This window comes from Rhizobium albus (genome assembly GCA_030160035.1).
Classification (GTDB): domain Bacteria; phylum Pseudomonadota; class Alphaproteobacteria; order Rhizobiales; family Rhizobiaceae; genus Georhizobium; species Georhizobium albus.
Map to the genome: position 1 here is coordinate 187,994 of BSNO01000003.1, position 14,244 is coordinate 202,237.

Below are 14,244 nucleotides of genomic sequence, written 5' to 3' on the forward strand. Positions count from 1 at the left end.
ATTTCATTTCCTCACGCCATTATCAAGAACGGATATGCCAATGGCTGACTGGTTCTCTTTCATGAACGATCCTGCGGCATGGGTGGCGCTTGCGACGCTCCTTGTCATGGAAATCGTTCTCGGCATCGACAATCTGATTTTCATTTCTATTTTGTCCAACAAACTGCCCGAGGGCCAGCGCGAGCGGGCACGGCGCATCGGCATCCTTCTCGCGCTCGTTCTTCGTCTCGGCCTTCTGTCACTCGTCAGCTTCATCGTGCAGTTGACCGAACCGGTATTCTCCGCCTTCGGCCAGGACTTCTCATGGCGTGACATCATCCTGCTCGTCGGCGGTCTCTTCCTCGTTTGGAAGGCCACGAAGGAAATCCACCACACGGTGGACGTGGAGGACTCCAAGGACAACATGATCGGCAAGGCCGCGACGGTGACCTTCTCCGGCGTGATCGTTCAGATCCTGCTGCTCGACCTCGTCTTCTCGGTCGACTCGATCATCACCGCCGTCGGCATGACGGACGAGGTGCCGATCATGGTGATTGCCGTCGTTGGCGCCGTGACCGTCATGTTGTTGGCGGCCAATCCGCTATCGCGCTTCATCGGCAACAACCCGACGATCGTCATGCTCGCACTGTCGTTCCTGCTGATGATCGGCATGACGTTGATCGCCGAAGGCCTCGGCTTCCATGTGCCCAAGGGCTACATCTACGCCGCCATGGCCTTCTCGGGCATCGTCGAGGCGCTCAACATGCTGGCCCGCCGCGCCCGCCAGCGCAAGAATGCAGCCGGCGCACCGGCCGCTCATTGAAGCCTCGGCAGCGCCCGGGTCGGGGCGCTGCCATTTCCAAGCACAAAAAAGGGGCTGGTCCGTGGACCAGCCCCTTTTGCATTGTGTGCTTCGTATCGAAGCCTCAGGCGATCAGAACCGAACGTCCTTCGTCACGCCCACATGCGGCATGTCGTCGGTGAGGTTCGCCTTGGCGATTTCCCAGCCGAACTTGATCTTGCTGTCGGTGGAAGCCCAGATCTTGCCGTCGACGAGCTTCATTTGCAGCATCGTCAGCTTCGGATCATCCTTCCCGCCATCGAACCAGGCTTCGACGACGCTGTTCCAGTATTCGTCGCGCTTCGCCGGATCGAGGTTGACGCTGATCGGTCCAGAAACGCAGGCGTGATAGTCGTGGTCCTTACCGACAACACAGAAATGCGCGTGCGCTCCCGCAGTGATCGCCTGCACCAGATCCGTATCGCTCTTTGTGAAGAACCAGATCGAGTTGGTGTTGCGGTCAAGCTGCGGAGCCATCGGTTGCATGTGCAAGCCTGACCCGTCGACACCCAGCATGCCGGCGTGAAGATCGTCGATTTCGTCAAAGAGCTGGGTCTTCGGATCGGTTTCTGCTTTCTTGAGATCGGCCATTGAGCGCTCCGGCTTCTGTTGTTGGAATTACCCAACCAAACGCCGGGGCGGAAAGCCGGTTCCGCTCACATGCCTTGAAGGATCATCACGGTCGGCCGTTCCGGCAAGCTGCGCAGCGAGACTGTGATGCCCGTTTCGGCGACATACTCTCTTGCCCAGTCTTCTCCCATCAGTTCGATGAAGGCGCTGAGCGATGGTCCCATCCTGTGCATTGGCAGGACGAGCGATGAGCGCAGCCGCCGCACAACCTGGCTCATCTCTTCCGCACCCATGGTCAGTCCGCCATCGGTCGGCACCATCACGATGTCGAGCCGGCCGATTTCTCCGTAATGCTCGTCGGTGAGTGCGTGATGCAGGTGGCCGAGGTGGCCGATGCAGAGGCCGGCGACCTCGAAGATGAAGATGGAGTTTCCATCCGCCTCCATCCCCTCATAGCCCGCGCGAATATCGGTGGTCACGTTGCGGATATAGGTGTCACCCACCACGAGATCGTGGTCGGCCGCTCCGCCTTCCGGGTTCCAGCCCCGCAGCACATGCTCGATGGCCGGGTCGGGACTGGCGGTGTAGTGGCCGGAATGGGCCTTGTTCATCGTCACCACCGTCGGGGTTGCCGCCGCGCCCGCATAACCGTTGAAATCCGTGGCGATCGACACGCCGCCGGGCGTTCCGATCAGATAGGTGGAATGGGCAACGAAGGTGATCCGCACCTCCTCGGCAGACGACTGGACAAGGGTGAGAAAACTGTCCGCACCATCGAGGCTGGTGAACTGCGCTGCTGGAAGCCGCGTCGCAACCGCCTGGCACTGGCTCACCGCCATTTGTTCCTGTGCGATGGCGGGCGAGATGAGGAACGCTGAGGCGAGAAGGCTCGCCGCGACAGACATCGAAAGCACGTTCGTCATCATGACCTGCCCTCAGCTGAAGTGCCTGGAGGACCAGACTACGGGCAAACGGACGAACGTCCACCGGCCATCGCAACGGTCACGGCATCGTGAATGCGATCGAAGACGTGACAACGCGATTGGAGGTTCTGGACGACGGGCGGCGCTTTTTCTATAAGCGCGGCAAAGCCCGGTCCACGATGCCAGCGGCGGGGCGACAGACAAAGAACAAGGCGAGGCGACATGGCAGGCCATTCACAGTTCAAGAACATCATGCACCGCAAGGGCCGCCAGGACGCGGTGCGCTCCAAGATGTTCTCCAAGCTCGCGCGCGAAATCACGGTGGCAGCAAAAGGCGGTCTGCCGGATCCGGCGATGAACCCGCGCCTGCGGCTGGCGATCCAGAACGCCAAGGCGCAGTCCATGCCCAAGGACAACATCGAGCGTGCCATCAAGAAGGCATCCGGTGGCGACGCCGAGAACTACGAAGAAATTCGTTACGAAGGCTACGGCCCGGGCGGCGTTGCGCTGATCGTTGAGGCGCTGACCGACAACCGCAACCGCACCGCATCGAACGTGCGCGCGGCGTTCACCAAATCCGGCGGCGCGCTCGGCGAAACCGGCTCCGTTGCCTTCAGCTTCAACCGCGTCGGCGAAATCGTCTACAAGCCAGCGGCCGGCGATGCCGACACGGTGATGGAAGCGGCGATCGAAGCAGGTGCCGAGGACGTGGTCTCCGACGAGAACGGCCACGTCGTGATCTGCGCCTTCGAGGACATCGGTGAAGTGTCGAAGGCGCTCGAAGAAAAGCTGGGTGAAGCCGAGTCCGTCAAGGCGATCTGGAAGCCCCAGACCTCGACGCCTGTCGACGAGGAAAAGGCCGTGTCGGTGATGAAGCTCATCGATGTGCTCGACGATGACGACGACGTTCAGAACGTCTATGCCAATTTCGAGATTTCAGACGAGGTCATGGCCAAGCTGTCGGCCTGAACCTTTTTGTCAATGAAATGAAAAAAGCCCGCATCGGGAGACCGATGCGGGCTTTTTTGGTCATCTCTGTCAACTGCCGATCAGAATTGCCGGAATTCCCGGCGCTCCTGGCGATCATCCCGGCGTTCGGCGCGGTTCTCACGGCGCTCTTCACGCCGCTCCTGGCGGAATTCCCGACGATCTTCGCGCATCTCCTGGCGGAACTCGCGGCGATCTTCGCGTGCATCCTGGCGGAAGTCGCGACGGTCTTCGCGGCGTTCGAACCGATCGGGACGGCCCTGGTTGCCGACGACGGGACGACCGGGGCGATCAGGCTGCACGATCACTGGGCGGCCCGGCCGGTTGGGACGGACGACGACCGGGCGGCCTTCGTAACGGCCGCGGTCACGGTAGAAGCCCTGGCCGCGGTAGTGGCGGTCCCAGTAATTGCCGATCGAGAACGTCACCGTCGGAATGCCGATGCGTGCGACATAGCTCGGCGCGCGGACACGGCGATTGTCATAGGCGAGGTCGAGGTAGCTGGCGGAAACCCAGCCGCGCACGCCGCCGCCCTGCACATCGCACCAGCCGGGGCCAGCCGTGCAGCCGATGACGTCGACGCGGGCGCCGGCCGGAAAGACCGTGACGGCGGGATATTGGGTGCCGGGGCCTGACCGCACGTTCAGATTGGTCGTGACAAAGCCTGGCGCTGCGGACGCGATGCTGGGCAGAGCTACCAGTGCGGCCAGCGATGCAGCTGCGGCGATTACGAACTTTTTCATCTCACTCTCCTTGCGGCCATTTCGGCTCTTCGATGCGTTCAGGGGCGAAGCATGGAGAGAGATTTAGCGGGCCCATCCTGAACCAAGGATGGACCGCCGGTTCATATGGCATTCATCGACGTTCAGGCAGCGTGCTTCGCCATCTGGTCGCGCATTCCGGCCAGGATTTCGACGCCCCGCAGCCGCTTGTCGAGATCGTAGATCGGCAGGGAGACGATCAGTTCGTCCACTTGGGTCAGTTCAAGGAACCGATCGGTCTTTTCGCGCACCGTGTCGGGCGAACCGACGAGCGCATACTGGAAAGTGTGCTCGATGCCGATCTTTTCGTGCGCGGTCCAGATGTCGTCCATCGAGTGCACCGGCTTCGGTGTCCGTCCCGGCGTGCCGCGCCGCAGATTGACGAATTGCTGCTGCGCCGAGGTAAAGAGGAACGCGCCTTCCTCGTCGGTTTCGGCAGGTGCGGCCATGACGCCGGCCATGGCATAGGGCTTGTCGAGCACGGCGGAGGGCTGGAACTTCTCGCGGTAGATGGAAAGCGCCTGCATCAGCGAGTCCGGCGCGAAATGCGACGCGAAGGCGAAGGGCAGGCCGAGCATGGCGGCGAGTTGTGCGGAATAGAGGCTGGAGCCCAAGAGCCAGATCGGCACGTTCGAGTTCTCTCCAGGCACCGCATGCACGCGCTGGCCGGGCTGCGCAGGTCCGAGCAACGTCATCAGCTCCACGACGTCGTTCGGAAAATTCTCCGCGCCGGCATCCAGGTTGCGGCGCAATGCCCGTGCGGTCAGACCGTCGGTGCCGGGCGCACGGCCAAGCCCCAAATCGATGCGGCCGGGATAGAGAGCCTCCAGCGTGCCGAACTGTTCGGCGATCACGAGCGGGGAGTGGTTCGGCAGCATGACGCCGCCCGAGCCGACGCGGATCGTCTTCGTTCCACCGGCGACATGACCGATCACGACGGCCGTCGCGGCGGACGCAATACCGTGCATATTGTGATGTTCGGCAAGCCAGAAGCGATTATAGCCGAGCGCCTCGGCTTTCTGGGCAAGCGTCAAGGAGCCTTTCAGCGCATCGGCCGGCGTCTGGTTTTCGGCGATGGGAGAAAGATCGAGAATGGAAAGGGGTACCATGACTGGTCCTTTGACAGCGGAAGCATGTGTGCGTTGAAGGGAATTTAGGTGCTGCGATCCGCCACCGCCACCATCGTCGATCGACGTCCACGTTTCGATCTCCAGTTTGTTTCTCTTTTGTTCACGAGATGCGTGGCAGTAAAGGGCATCAGCAGCTAGGGTTTCTCGCATGCACCAGACGATTCGCATCATGGGTATCGATCCGGGCCTTCGCCGTACCGGCTGGGCGATGGTCGATGCGCTCGGCAACTCGCTGCGCTTCGTGGGATCGGGCACGATAAGGTCCGACGAGAAATGCGATCTCGCGACCCGCCTCAAGCAACTGCATGAAGGCCTTGCTGCCAAGCTGCATGAGCTAAAGCCGGACGAGGCGGCCGTCGAGCAGACTTTCGTCAACAAGGATGCCGTCGCGACCCTGAAGCTCGGCCAGGCGCGCGGCGTCGTCATGCTGGTGCCGGCGCTTGCCGGGCTGCCGGTCGCCGAATACGCGCCCAACGCGGTCAAGAAGACGGTGATCGGTGTCGGCCACGGCGACAAGGCGCAGATCCACATGATGGTGAAGGTGCTGCTGCCAAAGGCGACATTCGACACCGACGATGCCGCGGACGCCATCGCCATCGCCATCTGCCACGCCCATCATCGCCAAAGCGCTGCCGGCCGGTTGAGGCTCGCGAGCGCTTAGAGAACCGGATAGCTGTTCCATGATCGGAAAACTGAAAGGCACGGTGGACGAAATCGGCGAGGACCATGTTGTCGTCGACGTGCATGGCGTCGGCTACGTCGCCTACTGCTCCGGCCGCACATTGTCGAAACTGACTGTCGGCGAAGCCGTGATCCTCCATATCGAGACCTATGTGCGCGAGGACGTATTTCGGCTCTATGGTTTCCTGAGTACGTTGGAGCGCGAATGGTTCCGCCTGCTGCAAAGCGTACAGGGCGTCGGCTCCAAGGTCGCGCTTGCGGTCCTGACGACGCTTACGGCATCTGAGCTCACCAATGCCATTGCGCTACAGGATAAAGCGACCGTGGCGCGTGCACCCGGCATCGGCCCCAAGGTTGCCTTGCGCATCGTCACGGAACTGAAAGCGAAGGCGCCGGCCTTCGCCGGCGATGCCGCGGGCGCGATCGGTTTCAAGCAGGAGCTCGGCGAAGGCGTCGCCTCCGCACCCATCTCGGATGCAGTCTCCGCGCTCACCAATCTCGGCTATTCCCGCGACCAGGCTGCCAGCGCCGTCGCCGCCGCGGTAAGGACTGCCGGCGAAGACGCCGACAGCGCCAAGCTCATCCGGCTGGGGCTGAAGGAACTGGCACGGTGAGCTGCGGTGCGATTGCGGGCGCGGGGCGGCTGGACTACACCGACGGCATGACCCATTTACCGACCTTGGCCAACGCCCATGAGTGATCCCGCTCGTCTGATCGACCCGGAAAAGCGTGGCGAGGATGCGGAGGCGTCGCTGCGGCCGCAGACGCTTGATGATTTCACCGGCCAGGCAGAAGCGCGCGCGAACCTCAAGATCTTCATCGAGGCTGCCAAGGCGCGCGGCGAGGCGTTGGATCACGTGCTCTTCGTCGGCCCGCCCGGTCTCGGCAAGACGACGCTCGCGCAGATCATGGCGAAAGAACTCGGCGTCAATTTTCGCGCGACGTCCGGCCCCGTTATTGCCAAGGCCGGCGATCTCGCTGCTCTTCTGACCAATCTCGAAGAGCGCGATGTTCTCTTCATCGACGAAATCCATCGTTTGAGCCCGGCGGTGGAAGAAATTCTCTATCCGGCTATGGAGGACTTCCAGCTCGATCTCATCATCGGCGAAGGTCCGGCCGCTCGCTCGGTCAAGATCGATCTCGCCAAGTTCACCCTCGTGGCAGCGACTACCCGGCTCGGCCTGTTGACCACGCCGCTGCGCGACCGCTTCGGCATTCCGGTGCGGCTCAACTTCTATACGGTGCCGGAACTCGAAAGCATTGTCCGGCGCGGCGCCCGCATCATGGGCTTGCCGATGACCGAGGATGGCGCGCTGGAAGTCGCCCGCCGCGCCCGTGGCACGCCGCGTATCGCCGGCAGGCTGCTGCGCCGAGTGCGCGATTTCGCTGAAGTCGCGCGCGCTGAAGCCGTGGACCGCAAGGTTGCCGACGAGGCGCTGACGCGCCTCGAAGTGGATGCGCTCGGCCTCGATCAGCTCGACCGGCGTTATCTCTTCATGATTGCCAAGAACTTCGGTGGCGGCCCGGTGGGCATCGAGACGATTGCCGCCGGCCTGTCCGAGCCGCGCGATGCAATCGAGGACATCATCGAACCCTATTTGATCCAGCAGGGCTTCATCCAGCGCACGCCGCGTGGCCGCGTCCTGACCGCCAACGCCTGGAAGCACCTTGGTCTCAACGCACCGAAAGACCTGGAGGCGACACAGTTCCGCATTCAGTTCGACGAGGACTGACGGAACGCTTTTTCGCGCCTTTGAGTTGATGCTCCAAGATCAGGATGAAGGAGCATCATATGGCGAAGACAACCGATCATGTACCGCCGAAGGCGGTGGCGGATGCAGCCGAAAAGGGTCTCGACCTTCGCGCAAAATTCAAGCGCGGCGGGACCGACGTCGGTGTTGCCCGCGCCCGCGACCTCAAGAACCGCAAGTCGCTTTCGGCCGACACCGTAAAGCGCATGGCCAGCTATTTCGCCCGCCACAAGGTGGACAAGCGTGCGAAGAATTTCGGCGATGACGACAACCCTTCGGCAGGCTACGTCGCCTGGCTTCTTTGGGGTGGCGAGGCCGGCAAGGACTGGGCGGAGAAGGAAAAGAAGGCGCTCGACGCCTGAAAAGGGACCGCTGGTTCAGAGCTTCCGCAGAAGGTCCGGAAGAACGGTATCGAGCTTTGCTAAACCACCCGGCTGCCAGCCGAGCCCCTTGATCGCGGCGCAATCCATGACATCGATGCTTGCCGGATCGCCGGGCGGCGGCGGTTCGATTCCAAGATCGAGACGCGCGGCCACGCGAGCGAGCAGATCGCGTTGGTCGAGAAGGATGTCCGACACATTGAAGGACCGCCCCGCGACGCTGCCGGCACTTTCGTGTCGAAGAAGCAGCAACGCGGCCTGCGTGACATCATCCCCATGCACCTCGGTGGCAATGCGCGGGGCAATGCTGCGACCGGTGACAAAATCCGCAAACAGCCTCTGCCATTTGTGGTCCGCACCAGCGCGGTGGGCGCCATAGACGCCTGTCACCCTGAGGCTTGCTGCGACAAAGTCTTCCGAAGCGAGATCGGACAGCACGCGCTCTACATCGAGCTTGACCTGGCCATAAAGCGTATCGGGCTTGGCGGGAGTTTCTTCCGTCAGCACTGTTGGTCGGCCCTGTGGCCCGTAGACGGCACGGCTCGAAAGAAAGAGGGCGCGGCGCACGCCATGGGCCTTCGCCGCCTTTAAAAGCGCAATGCTGCCCTCCCGGTTGAGCCGGATGAACCGTGCTGGATCATCGCCTTCGCCGCCCCGATACTTGCCCGCAACATGATCGAACGCGCCATGCACCAGCCAGTCAACGCCCTCGAGGAGGGCGGTTTGGTCGGTATCGGGATCGAGGTCGAGCGGCCTAAAGGCAACTGGCTCACTGAAGAGATCGGACCGCGGCGGTTGCCGGCCGGCGACGATGACTGCGAAGCCCTCTCGCAGCATTGCTTCGACGATGAAGCGCCCGACATACCCCGTGCCGCCGGCCACCAGTACACGCATGTCAGGCGTCCGCAGGATTGGGTAGCGACGCAATATCCGGAATGTTTTCGCCGGTATAGTAAGCTTGCCAGAGGTCGATCAGGGGGCGCAACCGATCCGCCTTCGGATGGTCGGTCTCCCAAGGCTTTTCATACTGGTAATGGATCACGTTGACCGAGCTCCACTTCCACAGAGCAGGCATGCTGAACCACACATATTGCAGCATGTTCATCGTGACTGGCAGGCCGTGCCAGTCGGGAAAGAAGGTTTGCAGGAAGGTCTGGTCCGTGCGCGGCCAGTGCGCGTCGGGCTCATCCAACCGCGCGATCATTGCATCGAACGTCGCCTCCGAAGGTTTTGCCACGAACACCCCGGAGTTCAGCCGGTGAAAGTCGGCAACACTCTCATAGACATTCGGCGCGGCGGAGAATTCCGGATAGGCGAAGAGCTTGTCGATGTTGCGGACGACGATCGCGTCGGCGTCGATGAACACGACACGCTCATACTGCGTCATCTGCCAGAGGCGCAGCTTGCAGAAATTGTCGAGCGGCGAATGAAATGCAGGCTTGCGCCCCTTGCTGAAGGGCGCATCCGCATGGATCCGCGCTCGACTGTGCCGTTCGTTGAACGCGTCCGAACAATCGAGAAGCTCGACCGGATAGAGTTTCGCGCCAAGCTCGACGAGCGGCGCAAGCGCTGGCTGATCGACGCCACCCGTATGCATGACCACGAGGTCGGCGGTCGTGCCGGTCAGCTTCAGCGACCGAACGAGCGCCGCAGCCCCCATCGCGTAGTCTCGATTGGTGACCAGTGTGACGTAGGCGTATGGGGAAGGAAAGGGCATCAGCTCTCTCGTGATACGGCTTACAGCTGCGACCGACACTTAACAGCCGTCACCCTCGGGCTTGGCCCCGAGGGTCTGCTGAACCGGCGCCATCGTAGAGGGTCAGGACAAGCCCGACCCTGACGTCTTGAGGCGAGCGACGCCACTCGCGAAGGCGGTTCCCGCTTCAGGAAACGCTCTTCAGCTTCTTGCCTTCCGGGTCGCGGTTGAGCGTCGGCGCGATGTCCTTCGTCCAGGCGGAGACGGCTGGGACGCGGCTGCGGTCGACGCGGTAGGCGAATTTCTTCGCCACGTCGACGACTTCCGACAGGAGCCCTTCAGCCAGCGTGATCGGGTTGAGGCCGAGCGCAAGGAACTGCTCGTTCTTGACGATCAGCTCGTTTTCCGGCGCTTCCTTGCGCGGATTGGGCAGATACGCGATCTCCGCGCCCGTCATCTTTGCGATCATCTCGGCGAGGTCGCGCACCCGGTGCGTTTCCGTCATCTGGTTGAAGATCTTGACCTTGTCGCCGCGCGACGGGCCGTTCTTGAGCGCGATCTCGATGCAGCGCACCGAATCCTGGATGTGGATGAAGGCGCGTGTCTGGCCGCCAGTGCCATGGACCGTCAGCGGGTAGCCGATCGCCGCCTGGATGAGGAAGCGGTTCAGCACCGTGCCGTAATCGCCGTCATAGTCGAAGCGGTTGATCAACTGGGCGTGACGACGCGTCTGGTCCGTATGCGTGCCCCAGACGATGCCCTGATGCAGGTCGGTGATCCTGAGCCCGTCGTTCTTGGCGTAGAACTGGAACAGCAGCTGATCCAGGCACTTCGTCATGTGGTAGATCGAACCGGGATTGGCCGGGTAGAGAATGTCCTGGCTGACTGTCTCGCCGGAAAGGGTCTCGATGCCGACCGGCAGATAGCCTTCCGGGATCGCCGCGCCGATCGTCGAATAACCGTAGACGCCCATCGTGCCGAGATGGACGAGGTGAGCGTCGATGTCGGTTTCGACCAGCGCGTTCAAGAGGTTGTGCGTGGCGTTGACGTTGTTGTTGACCGTGTAGTTCTTGTGCCGGTCCGACTTCATCGAATAGGGCGCGGCGCGCTGTTCGGCGAAATGGATCACGGCCTCGGGGCGATGTTCGATCAGCCAGTGCTTGAAGACGTCGTAGTCGCGCGCAATGTCGATCAGGTGGAAACGGATGCGATGACCGGTTTCCTGATGCCAGATGCGGGTGCGCTCCTGGATCGAATCCATTGGCGTCAGCGACTGGACGCCCAGTTCGGTATCGATCCAGCGGCGCGACAGGTTGTCGACGATGTGAACCTCATGGCCCTGTGCCGAGAGGTGGAGGCAAGTGGGCCAGCCGACGAAGCCATCGCCGCCAAGTACCGCAATCTTCATGCGAGAAAACTCCGTAATCGCTGTAATGCGTCGTCCGTTAGGCCAGCTCTGTGTCAGCACTATAACGGAGGTGGCCGTGCTTGTAAGGCTGAGCGCGTTGCTCCACAAGTCTTCACCAGACAGACGAGGATTTTGCCGAATGGATGCGCATGACACGAGACTGCCGATGGTTTTGGCCGGGGAATTGACCCCGTTCGGGCATCGGCTTCTTCAGCGCGTCTATTATGAGGACACTGATTTTTCCGGTGTTGTCTACCACGCGCGCTACCTGCATTTCATGGAGCGCGGACGCACGGACTATCTGCGCCTCCTTGGGATTGCACAGCGCGCCATGTCGGAGGCCGAACGCCTCGCCTTCGTCGTTCGCCGCATGGAAATCGATTTCAAGAAGCCGGCCCGTATGGACGATGTGCTGACCATCGACACGACAACCGTCGAGGCGCGTGGTGCACGGCTGACGCTCGCTCAGACGATCAATCGCGGCGGCACCTTGCTGATTGAAGCAACAGTCGATGTGGCTGTCATCGACGGGCAGGGCAGGCCCCGTCGACTGCCTGTCGATGTCGCAAAGGCTTTCGCTCCGCGCTGACGTCTTCTGAAATGTCTCAGAAATTCTTCCAGAACGACGAGCTGAACAGGATCAGCACGGCAAGAATCTCCAAACGTCCGAGCAGCATGGCAACCGATAGGATCCATTTTGCGGTCTCGGGAACCGGCTGAAAAGTGCCCGCAGGCCCGATGATGGAGCCGAATCCCGGCCCGACATTGGACAAAGCCGTGAGCGAGCCGGTGACGGCGGTGGTGAAGTCGAGGCCCGTTGCGGCGAGTGCGACGCTGAACGCGACGAAGATCGCGAAATAGACGCCGACGAAGACGGCGACCGATTGCACCACACGCGGAGTGACTGGTTGGCGACCGAACCGAACGGGCCGAACCGCATTGGGTCGGATCATCTGCGCCAGATTCACGCGAAGCGCATCGAAGAGCACCATCAGCCGATAGGTCTTGATGCCACCGGATGTGGAACCGGAACAGCCGCCGAGAAAGGTCAGCAAGAAGATCAGCATGATCGCGAGCGGCCCCCACAGGTCGTAATCGGCGGAGACGAAGCCAGTCGTCGTGATGATCGACACGACATTGAAGGCGGCGTGGATGACGGTGGCCCAGCGCGGCCCGTCGACATATTCGAGCGCGAGGATCGTTATCATCGCCGTCGCGAGTGCGATGATGCCGAGCAGGACAGGCATCTGCGGGTCGAAGGCCTGTCTTGGGCTCTGCAGCACGATGGCCCGGATGAAGGCGGCAAAGGGCATTGCTCCGATCAGCATGAAGACCGTGCCGACGATGAGGGCGCCCTCGCCATAGTTTCGAAACGATGCGTCGGTCGTCGCGAATCCGCCCGTCGAAACCGTGGCCATGGCGTGATTGATGGCCTCAAATGTTGTCATGCCGGTGGCATTATAGGCCAGTGCGCAGGCGAGCGTGATCGACACATAGAAGCCGATCAGCGCGATCGAAAACTGTCGGACGCGCGGAAAAGGGCTGTCCGTTGCGCCTGACGATTCCAGTTTGAAGATCTGCATCCCGCCGACATTCAGGAACGGAAGCAGAAGCAGGCCCATGGCCACGACGCCAATGCCGCCGACGAAATGCGTGATGGACCGCCACAGCAGGATGCCGGGGGGCATCGTATCGAGCCCGACCAGAACGGATGCGCCGGTCGTCGTCAAACCCGAAACCGACTCGAAGAACGCCTCTCCAAACGTCAGTCCAAGCGAGGAAAAATACAGCGGGACCGCCGCGACAACGGAGGTGGAGAGCCACAAGGTATTCACGAGCAGGAAGCCGAAGCGCGGGGAAAACCGAACGCTTGCCCCCTGCGTCATGGCGATGATGGTCAGCGACAGGCCGCCCACGAGCACAGCCGATATGCCGAAGACCTGCCAGTCTTCATGGCCATCCACCAGGTCCGTCAGCATCGGCAACAGCATGAAAAGAGCGAGATACAGGCAGAAATAGCCTGCGATGTTGGCCGTTGCGGCAAGAGGGGAGTTGTTCAAGGCGGCTTGACCGGCTGTGGAGACCGCGACGTTCTACACCAGCACAGCGCCCTCGGGAATGCGCCGCACAAAGATATCCCGCTGGACGTTGCTGGCGCTAACGAAGGCTTAACCATAACGAATGCTTAATGGCGCACGAATGGATGAACCCATGCGCGGAACGCCTTCCTTTGACCAAATTTACTGGCAAGAAGGCAGGTTCAGGCGCACGGGGGCTCTTCGGAAAGACCTTGTGGAACAGCCGGGTCTTCTTTCGAGCATGAAATGTTGAAGTCGGCGCCGCCCGTACAAGCGTATCGTTCGTGAACATCGCTTGCGGGCTAGGTCAATTCGAGGGCGGTATTGATGGAACAGGTGGGTTTGGCGGCAACGAGCGACGTGACGCTATGGTCGCTGTTCATGGAAGCAGGCTTGGTCGTCAAGCTTGTGATGGTGGGGCTGGTGGCAGCCTCCATCTGGACCTGGGCCATCATCGTCGACAAGACCATGAGCTTTGGCCGCGTTCGCCGGCGCCTCGATAATTTCGAAGAAATTTTCTGGTCTGGCCAGTCTCTCGAAGAGCTTTATCGCACCTTGTCCGAACAGAAGACCACGGGCATGGGCGCAATCTTCGTGGCCGCCATGCGCGAATGGAAAAAGTCGTTCGAGCGCGGCGCCCGTACGCCGATCGGTCTGCAGCAGCGCATCGAAAAGGCCATGGATGTGACGCTCGCCCGCGAATCGGAAGAGCTTGAGTCGCGTCTGGGCTCGCTCGCGACCATTGGTTCGGCAGCACCCTTCATCGGCCTGTTCGGCACTGTCGTCGGCATTATGACATCGTTCCAGGCCATTGCCGGTTCGCAGTCGACCAATCTCGCGGTCGTCGCTCCCGGTATCGCGGAAGCGCTGCTCGCAACGGCCATCGGCCTTCTCGCCGCTATTCCCGCCGTCATCGGCTACAACAAGCTGAGCGGCGACGCCAACAAGATCACCGCGCGCATGGAAGCCTTCGCCGACGAGTTTTCCGCCATTCTTTCGCGTCAGATTGACGAGAAGCTTCAGCCGCGCCAGGCGGCCGAATAGGGCATCGGATTAAGG

General features: G+C 61.6%; 16 protein-coding genes. 8 read left to right on the plus strand and 8 right to left on the minus strand.

Features of this window, described 5'->3' with window-relative positions:
• Window positions 1-34 precede the first annotated feature (34 nt).
• Window positions 35-802 carry a TerC family protein gene (locus QQL76_RS08695; RefSeq protein ID WP_499207287.1) on the plus strand — a complete coding sequence of 256 codons (768 nt, stop codon included), beginning with the start codon at window positions 35-37 and terminating at the stop codon, window positions 800-802.
• Between the two features lie 111 nt (window positions 803-913).
• On the opposite strand, the gene QQL76_RS08700 is transcribed toward QQL76_RS08695, so the two are convergent.
• Both QQL76_RS08700 and QQL76_RS08705 read right to left on the minus strand, forming a co-directional pair.
• Window positions 914-1,411 carry a pyridoxamine 5'-phosphate oxidase family protein gene (locus QQL76_RS08700; protein WP_126011784.1) on the minus strand — a complete coding sequence of 166 codons (498 nt, stop codon included), beginning with the start codon at window positions 1,409-1,411 and terminating at the stop codon, window positions 914-916.
• Window positions 1,412-1,476: 65 nt separating this feature from the next.
• The gene (locus tag QQL76_RS08705; protein WP_499207288.1) at window positions 1,477-2,316 is read right to left on the minus strand and encodes an MBL fold metallo-hydrolase; all 840 of its coding nucleotides are present in this window, start codon (window positions 2,314-2,316) and stop codon (window positions 1,477-1,479) included.
• Window positions 2,317-2,535: 219 nt separating this feature from the next.
• Here QQL76_RS08705 and QQL76_RS08710 point away from each other — a divergent pair, with 219 nt between their 5' ends.
• A complete protein-coding gene (locus QQL76_RS08710; protein WP_499207289.1) occupies window positions 2,536-3,282 on the plus strand; it encodes a YebC/PmpR family DNA-binding transcriptional regulator in 747 nt (248 codons plus the stop codon).
• Window positions 3,283-3,362: 80 nt separating this feature from the next.
• On the opposite strand, the gene QQL76_RS08715 is transcribed toward QQL76_RS08710, so the two are convergent.
• Entirely contained in the window at window positions 3,363-4,043 is a 681-nt protein-coding gene (locus tag QQL76_RS08715) for an SH3 domain-containing protein (protein ID WP_499207290.1), read from the minus strand.
• A gap of 122 nt (window positions 4,044-4,165) precedes the next feature.
• Window positions 4,166-5,170, minus strand: coding sequence for an LLM class flavin-dependent oxidoreductase (locus QQL76_RS08720; protein ID WP_499207291.1), 1,005 nt, complete (start codon window positions 5,168-5,170; stop codon window positions 4,166-4,168).
• Window positions 5,171-5,339: 169 nt separating this feature from the next.
• On the opposite strand from QQL76_RS08720, the gene ruvC reads away from it, so the two are divergent.
• From ruvC to QQL76_RS08740, 4 genes are all read left to right on the plus strand, one after another.
• Entirely contained in the window at window positions 5,340-5,852 is a 513-nt protein-coding gene (gene ruvC / locus QQL76_RS08725) for a crossover junction endodeoxyribonuclease RuvC (RefSeq protein WP_499207292.1), read from the plus strand.
• Between the two features lie 19 nt (window positions 5,853-5,871).
• Complete coding sequence (gene ruvA / locus QQL76_RS08730; RefSeq protein WP_499207293.1) at window positions 5,872-6,486, plus strand: Holliday junction ATP-dependent DNA helicase RuvA; 615 nt, start codon at window positions 5,872-5,874, stop codon at window positions 6,484-6,486.
• 78 nt (window positions 6,487-6,564) lie between these two features.
• A complete protein-coding gene (gene ruvB, locus QQL76_RS08735; protein WP_499207294.1) occupies window positions 6,565-7,605 on the plus strand; it encodes a Holliday junction branch migration DNA helicase RuvB in 1,041 nt (346 codons plus the stop codon).
• A gap of 59 nt (window positions 7,606-7,664) precedes the next feature.
• Window positions 7,665-7,985, plus strand: a complete 321-nt coding sequence (locus tag QQL76_RS08740) for a hypothetical protein (protein WP_404862782.1) — start codon at window positions 7,665-7,667, stop codon at window positions 7,983-7,985.
• Window positions 7,986-8,000: 15 nt separating this feature from the next.
• Here QQL76_RS08740 and QQL76_RS08745 read toward each other — a convergent pair whose 3' ends face one another.
• The 3 genes from QQL76_RS08745 to QQL76_RS08755 form a co-directional block, all read right to left on the minus strand.
• Window positions 8,001-8,897, minus strand: coding sequence for an NAD-dependent epimerase/dehydratase family protein (locus QQL76_RS08745; RefSeq protein ID WP_499207295.1), 897 nt, complete (start codon window positions 8,895-8,897; stop codon window positions 8,001-8,003).
• 1 nt (window position 8,898) lies between these two features.
• Window positions 8,899-9,720 carry a glycosyltransferase gene (locus QQL76_RS08750; protein WP_499207296.1) on the minus strand — a complete coding sequence of 274 codons (822 nt, stop codon included), beginning with the start codon at window positions 9,718-9,720 and terminating at the stop codon, window positions 8,899-8,901.
• A gap of 166 nt (window positions 9,721-9,886) precedes the next feature.
• Complete coding sequence (locus QQL76_RS08755) at window positions 9,887-11,107, minus strand: NAD-dependent epimerase/dehydratase family protein (protein WP_499207297.1); 1,221 nt, start codon at window positions 11,105-11,107, stop codon at window positions 9,887-9,889.
• A gap of 139 nt (window positions 11,108-11,246) precedes the next feature.
• On the opposite strand from QQL76_RS08755, the gene ybgC reads away from it, so the two are divergent.
• Complete coding sequence (ybgC, locus tag QQL76_RS08760; protein ID WP_499207298.1) at window positions 11,247-11,696, plus strand: tol-pal system-associated acyl-CoA thioesterase; 450 nt, start codon at window positions 11,247-11,249, stop codon at window positions 11,694-11,696.
• 16 nt (window positions 11,697-11,712) lie between these two features.
• Here ybgC and QQL76_RS08765 read toward each other — a convergent pair whose 3' ends face one another.
• Entirely contained in the window at window positions 11,713-13,167 is a 1,455-nt protein-coding gene (locus QQL76_RS08765) for a TrkH family potassium uptake protein (RefSeq protein WP_499207299.1), read from the minus strand.
• A 345-nt stretch (window positions 13,168-13,512) separates the two neighbouring features.
• Between QQL76_RS08765 and tolQ the strand changes: the two genes are divergently transcribed.
• A complete protein-coding gene (gene tolQ, locus QQL76_RS08770; protein ID WP_499207300.1) occupies window positions 13,513-14,229 on the plus strand; it encodes a protein TolQ in 717 nt (238 codons plus the stop codon).
• The last annotated feature ends 15 nt before the right edge of the window (window positions 14,230-14,244 follow it).

Coding starts and splice junctions, on each gene's coding strand:
- QQL76_RS08695 (WP_499207287.1), top strand. CDS start 35: ATGCCAATGGCTGACTGGTTCTCTTTCATGAACGATCCTGCGGCATGG.
- QQL76_RS08700 (WP_126011784.1), bottom strand. CDS start 1,411: ATGGCCGATCTCAAGAAAGCAGAAACCGATCCGAAGACCCAGCTCTTT.
- QQL76_RS08705 (WP_499207288.1), bottom strand. CDS start 2,316: ATGATGACGAACGTGCTTTCGATGTCTGTCGCGGCGAGCCTTCTCGCC.
- QQL76_RS08710 (WP_499207289.1), top strand. CDS start 2,536: ATGGCAGGCCATTCACAGTTCAAGAACATCATGCACCGCAAGGGCCGC.
- QQL76_RS08715 (WP_499207290.1), bottom strand. CDS start 4,043: ATGAAAAAGTTCGTAATCGCCGCAGCTGCATCGCTGGCCGCACTGGTA.
- QQL76_RS08720 (WP_499207291.1), bottom strand. CDS start 5,170: ATGGTACCCCTTTCCATTCTCGATCTTTCTCCCATCGCCGAAAACCAG.
- ruvC (WP_499207292.1), top strand. CDS start 5,340: ATGCACCAGACGATTCGCATCATGGGTATCGATCCGGGCCTTCGCCGT.
- ruvA (WP_499207293.1), top strand. CDS start 5,872: ATGATCGGAAAACTGAAAGGCACGGTGGACGAAATCGGCGAGGACCAT.
- ruvB (WP_499207294.1), top strand. CDS start 6,565: ATGAGTGATCCCGCTCGTCTGATCGACCCGGAAAAGCGTGGCGAGGAT.
- QQL76_RS08740 (WP_404862782.1), top strand. CDS start 7,665: ATGGCGAAGACAACCGATCATGTACCGCCGAAGGCGGTGGCGGATGCA.
- QQL76_RS08745 (WP_499207295.1), bottom strand. CDS start 8,897: ATGCGTGTACTGGTGGCCGGCGGCACGGGGTATGTCGGGCGCTTCATC.
- QQL76_RS08750 (WP_499207296.1), bottom strand. CDS start 9,720: ATGCCCTTTCCTTCCCCATACGCCTACGTCACACTGGTCACCAATCGA.
- QQL76_RS08755 (WP_499207297.1), bottom strand. CDS start 11,107: ATGAAGATTGCGGTACTTGGCGGCGATGGCTTCGTCGGCTGGCCCACT.
- ybgC (WP_499207298.1), top strand. CDS start 11,247: ATGGATGCGCATGACACGAGACTGCCGATGGTTTTGGCCGGGGAATTG.
- tolQ (WP_499207300.1), top strand. CDS start 13,513: ATGGAACAGGTGGGTTTGGCGGCAACGAGCGACGTGACGCTATGGTCG.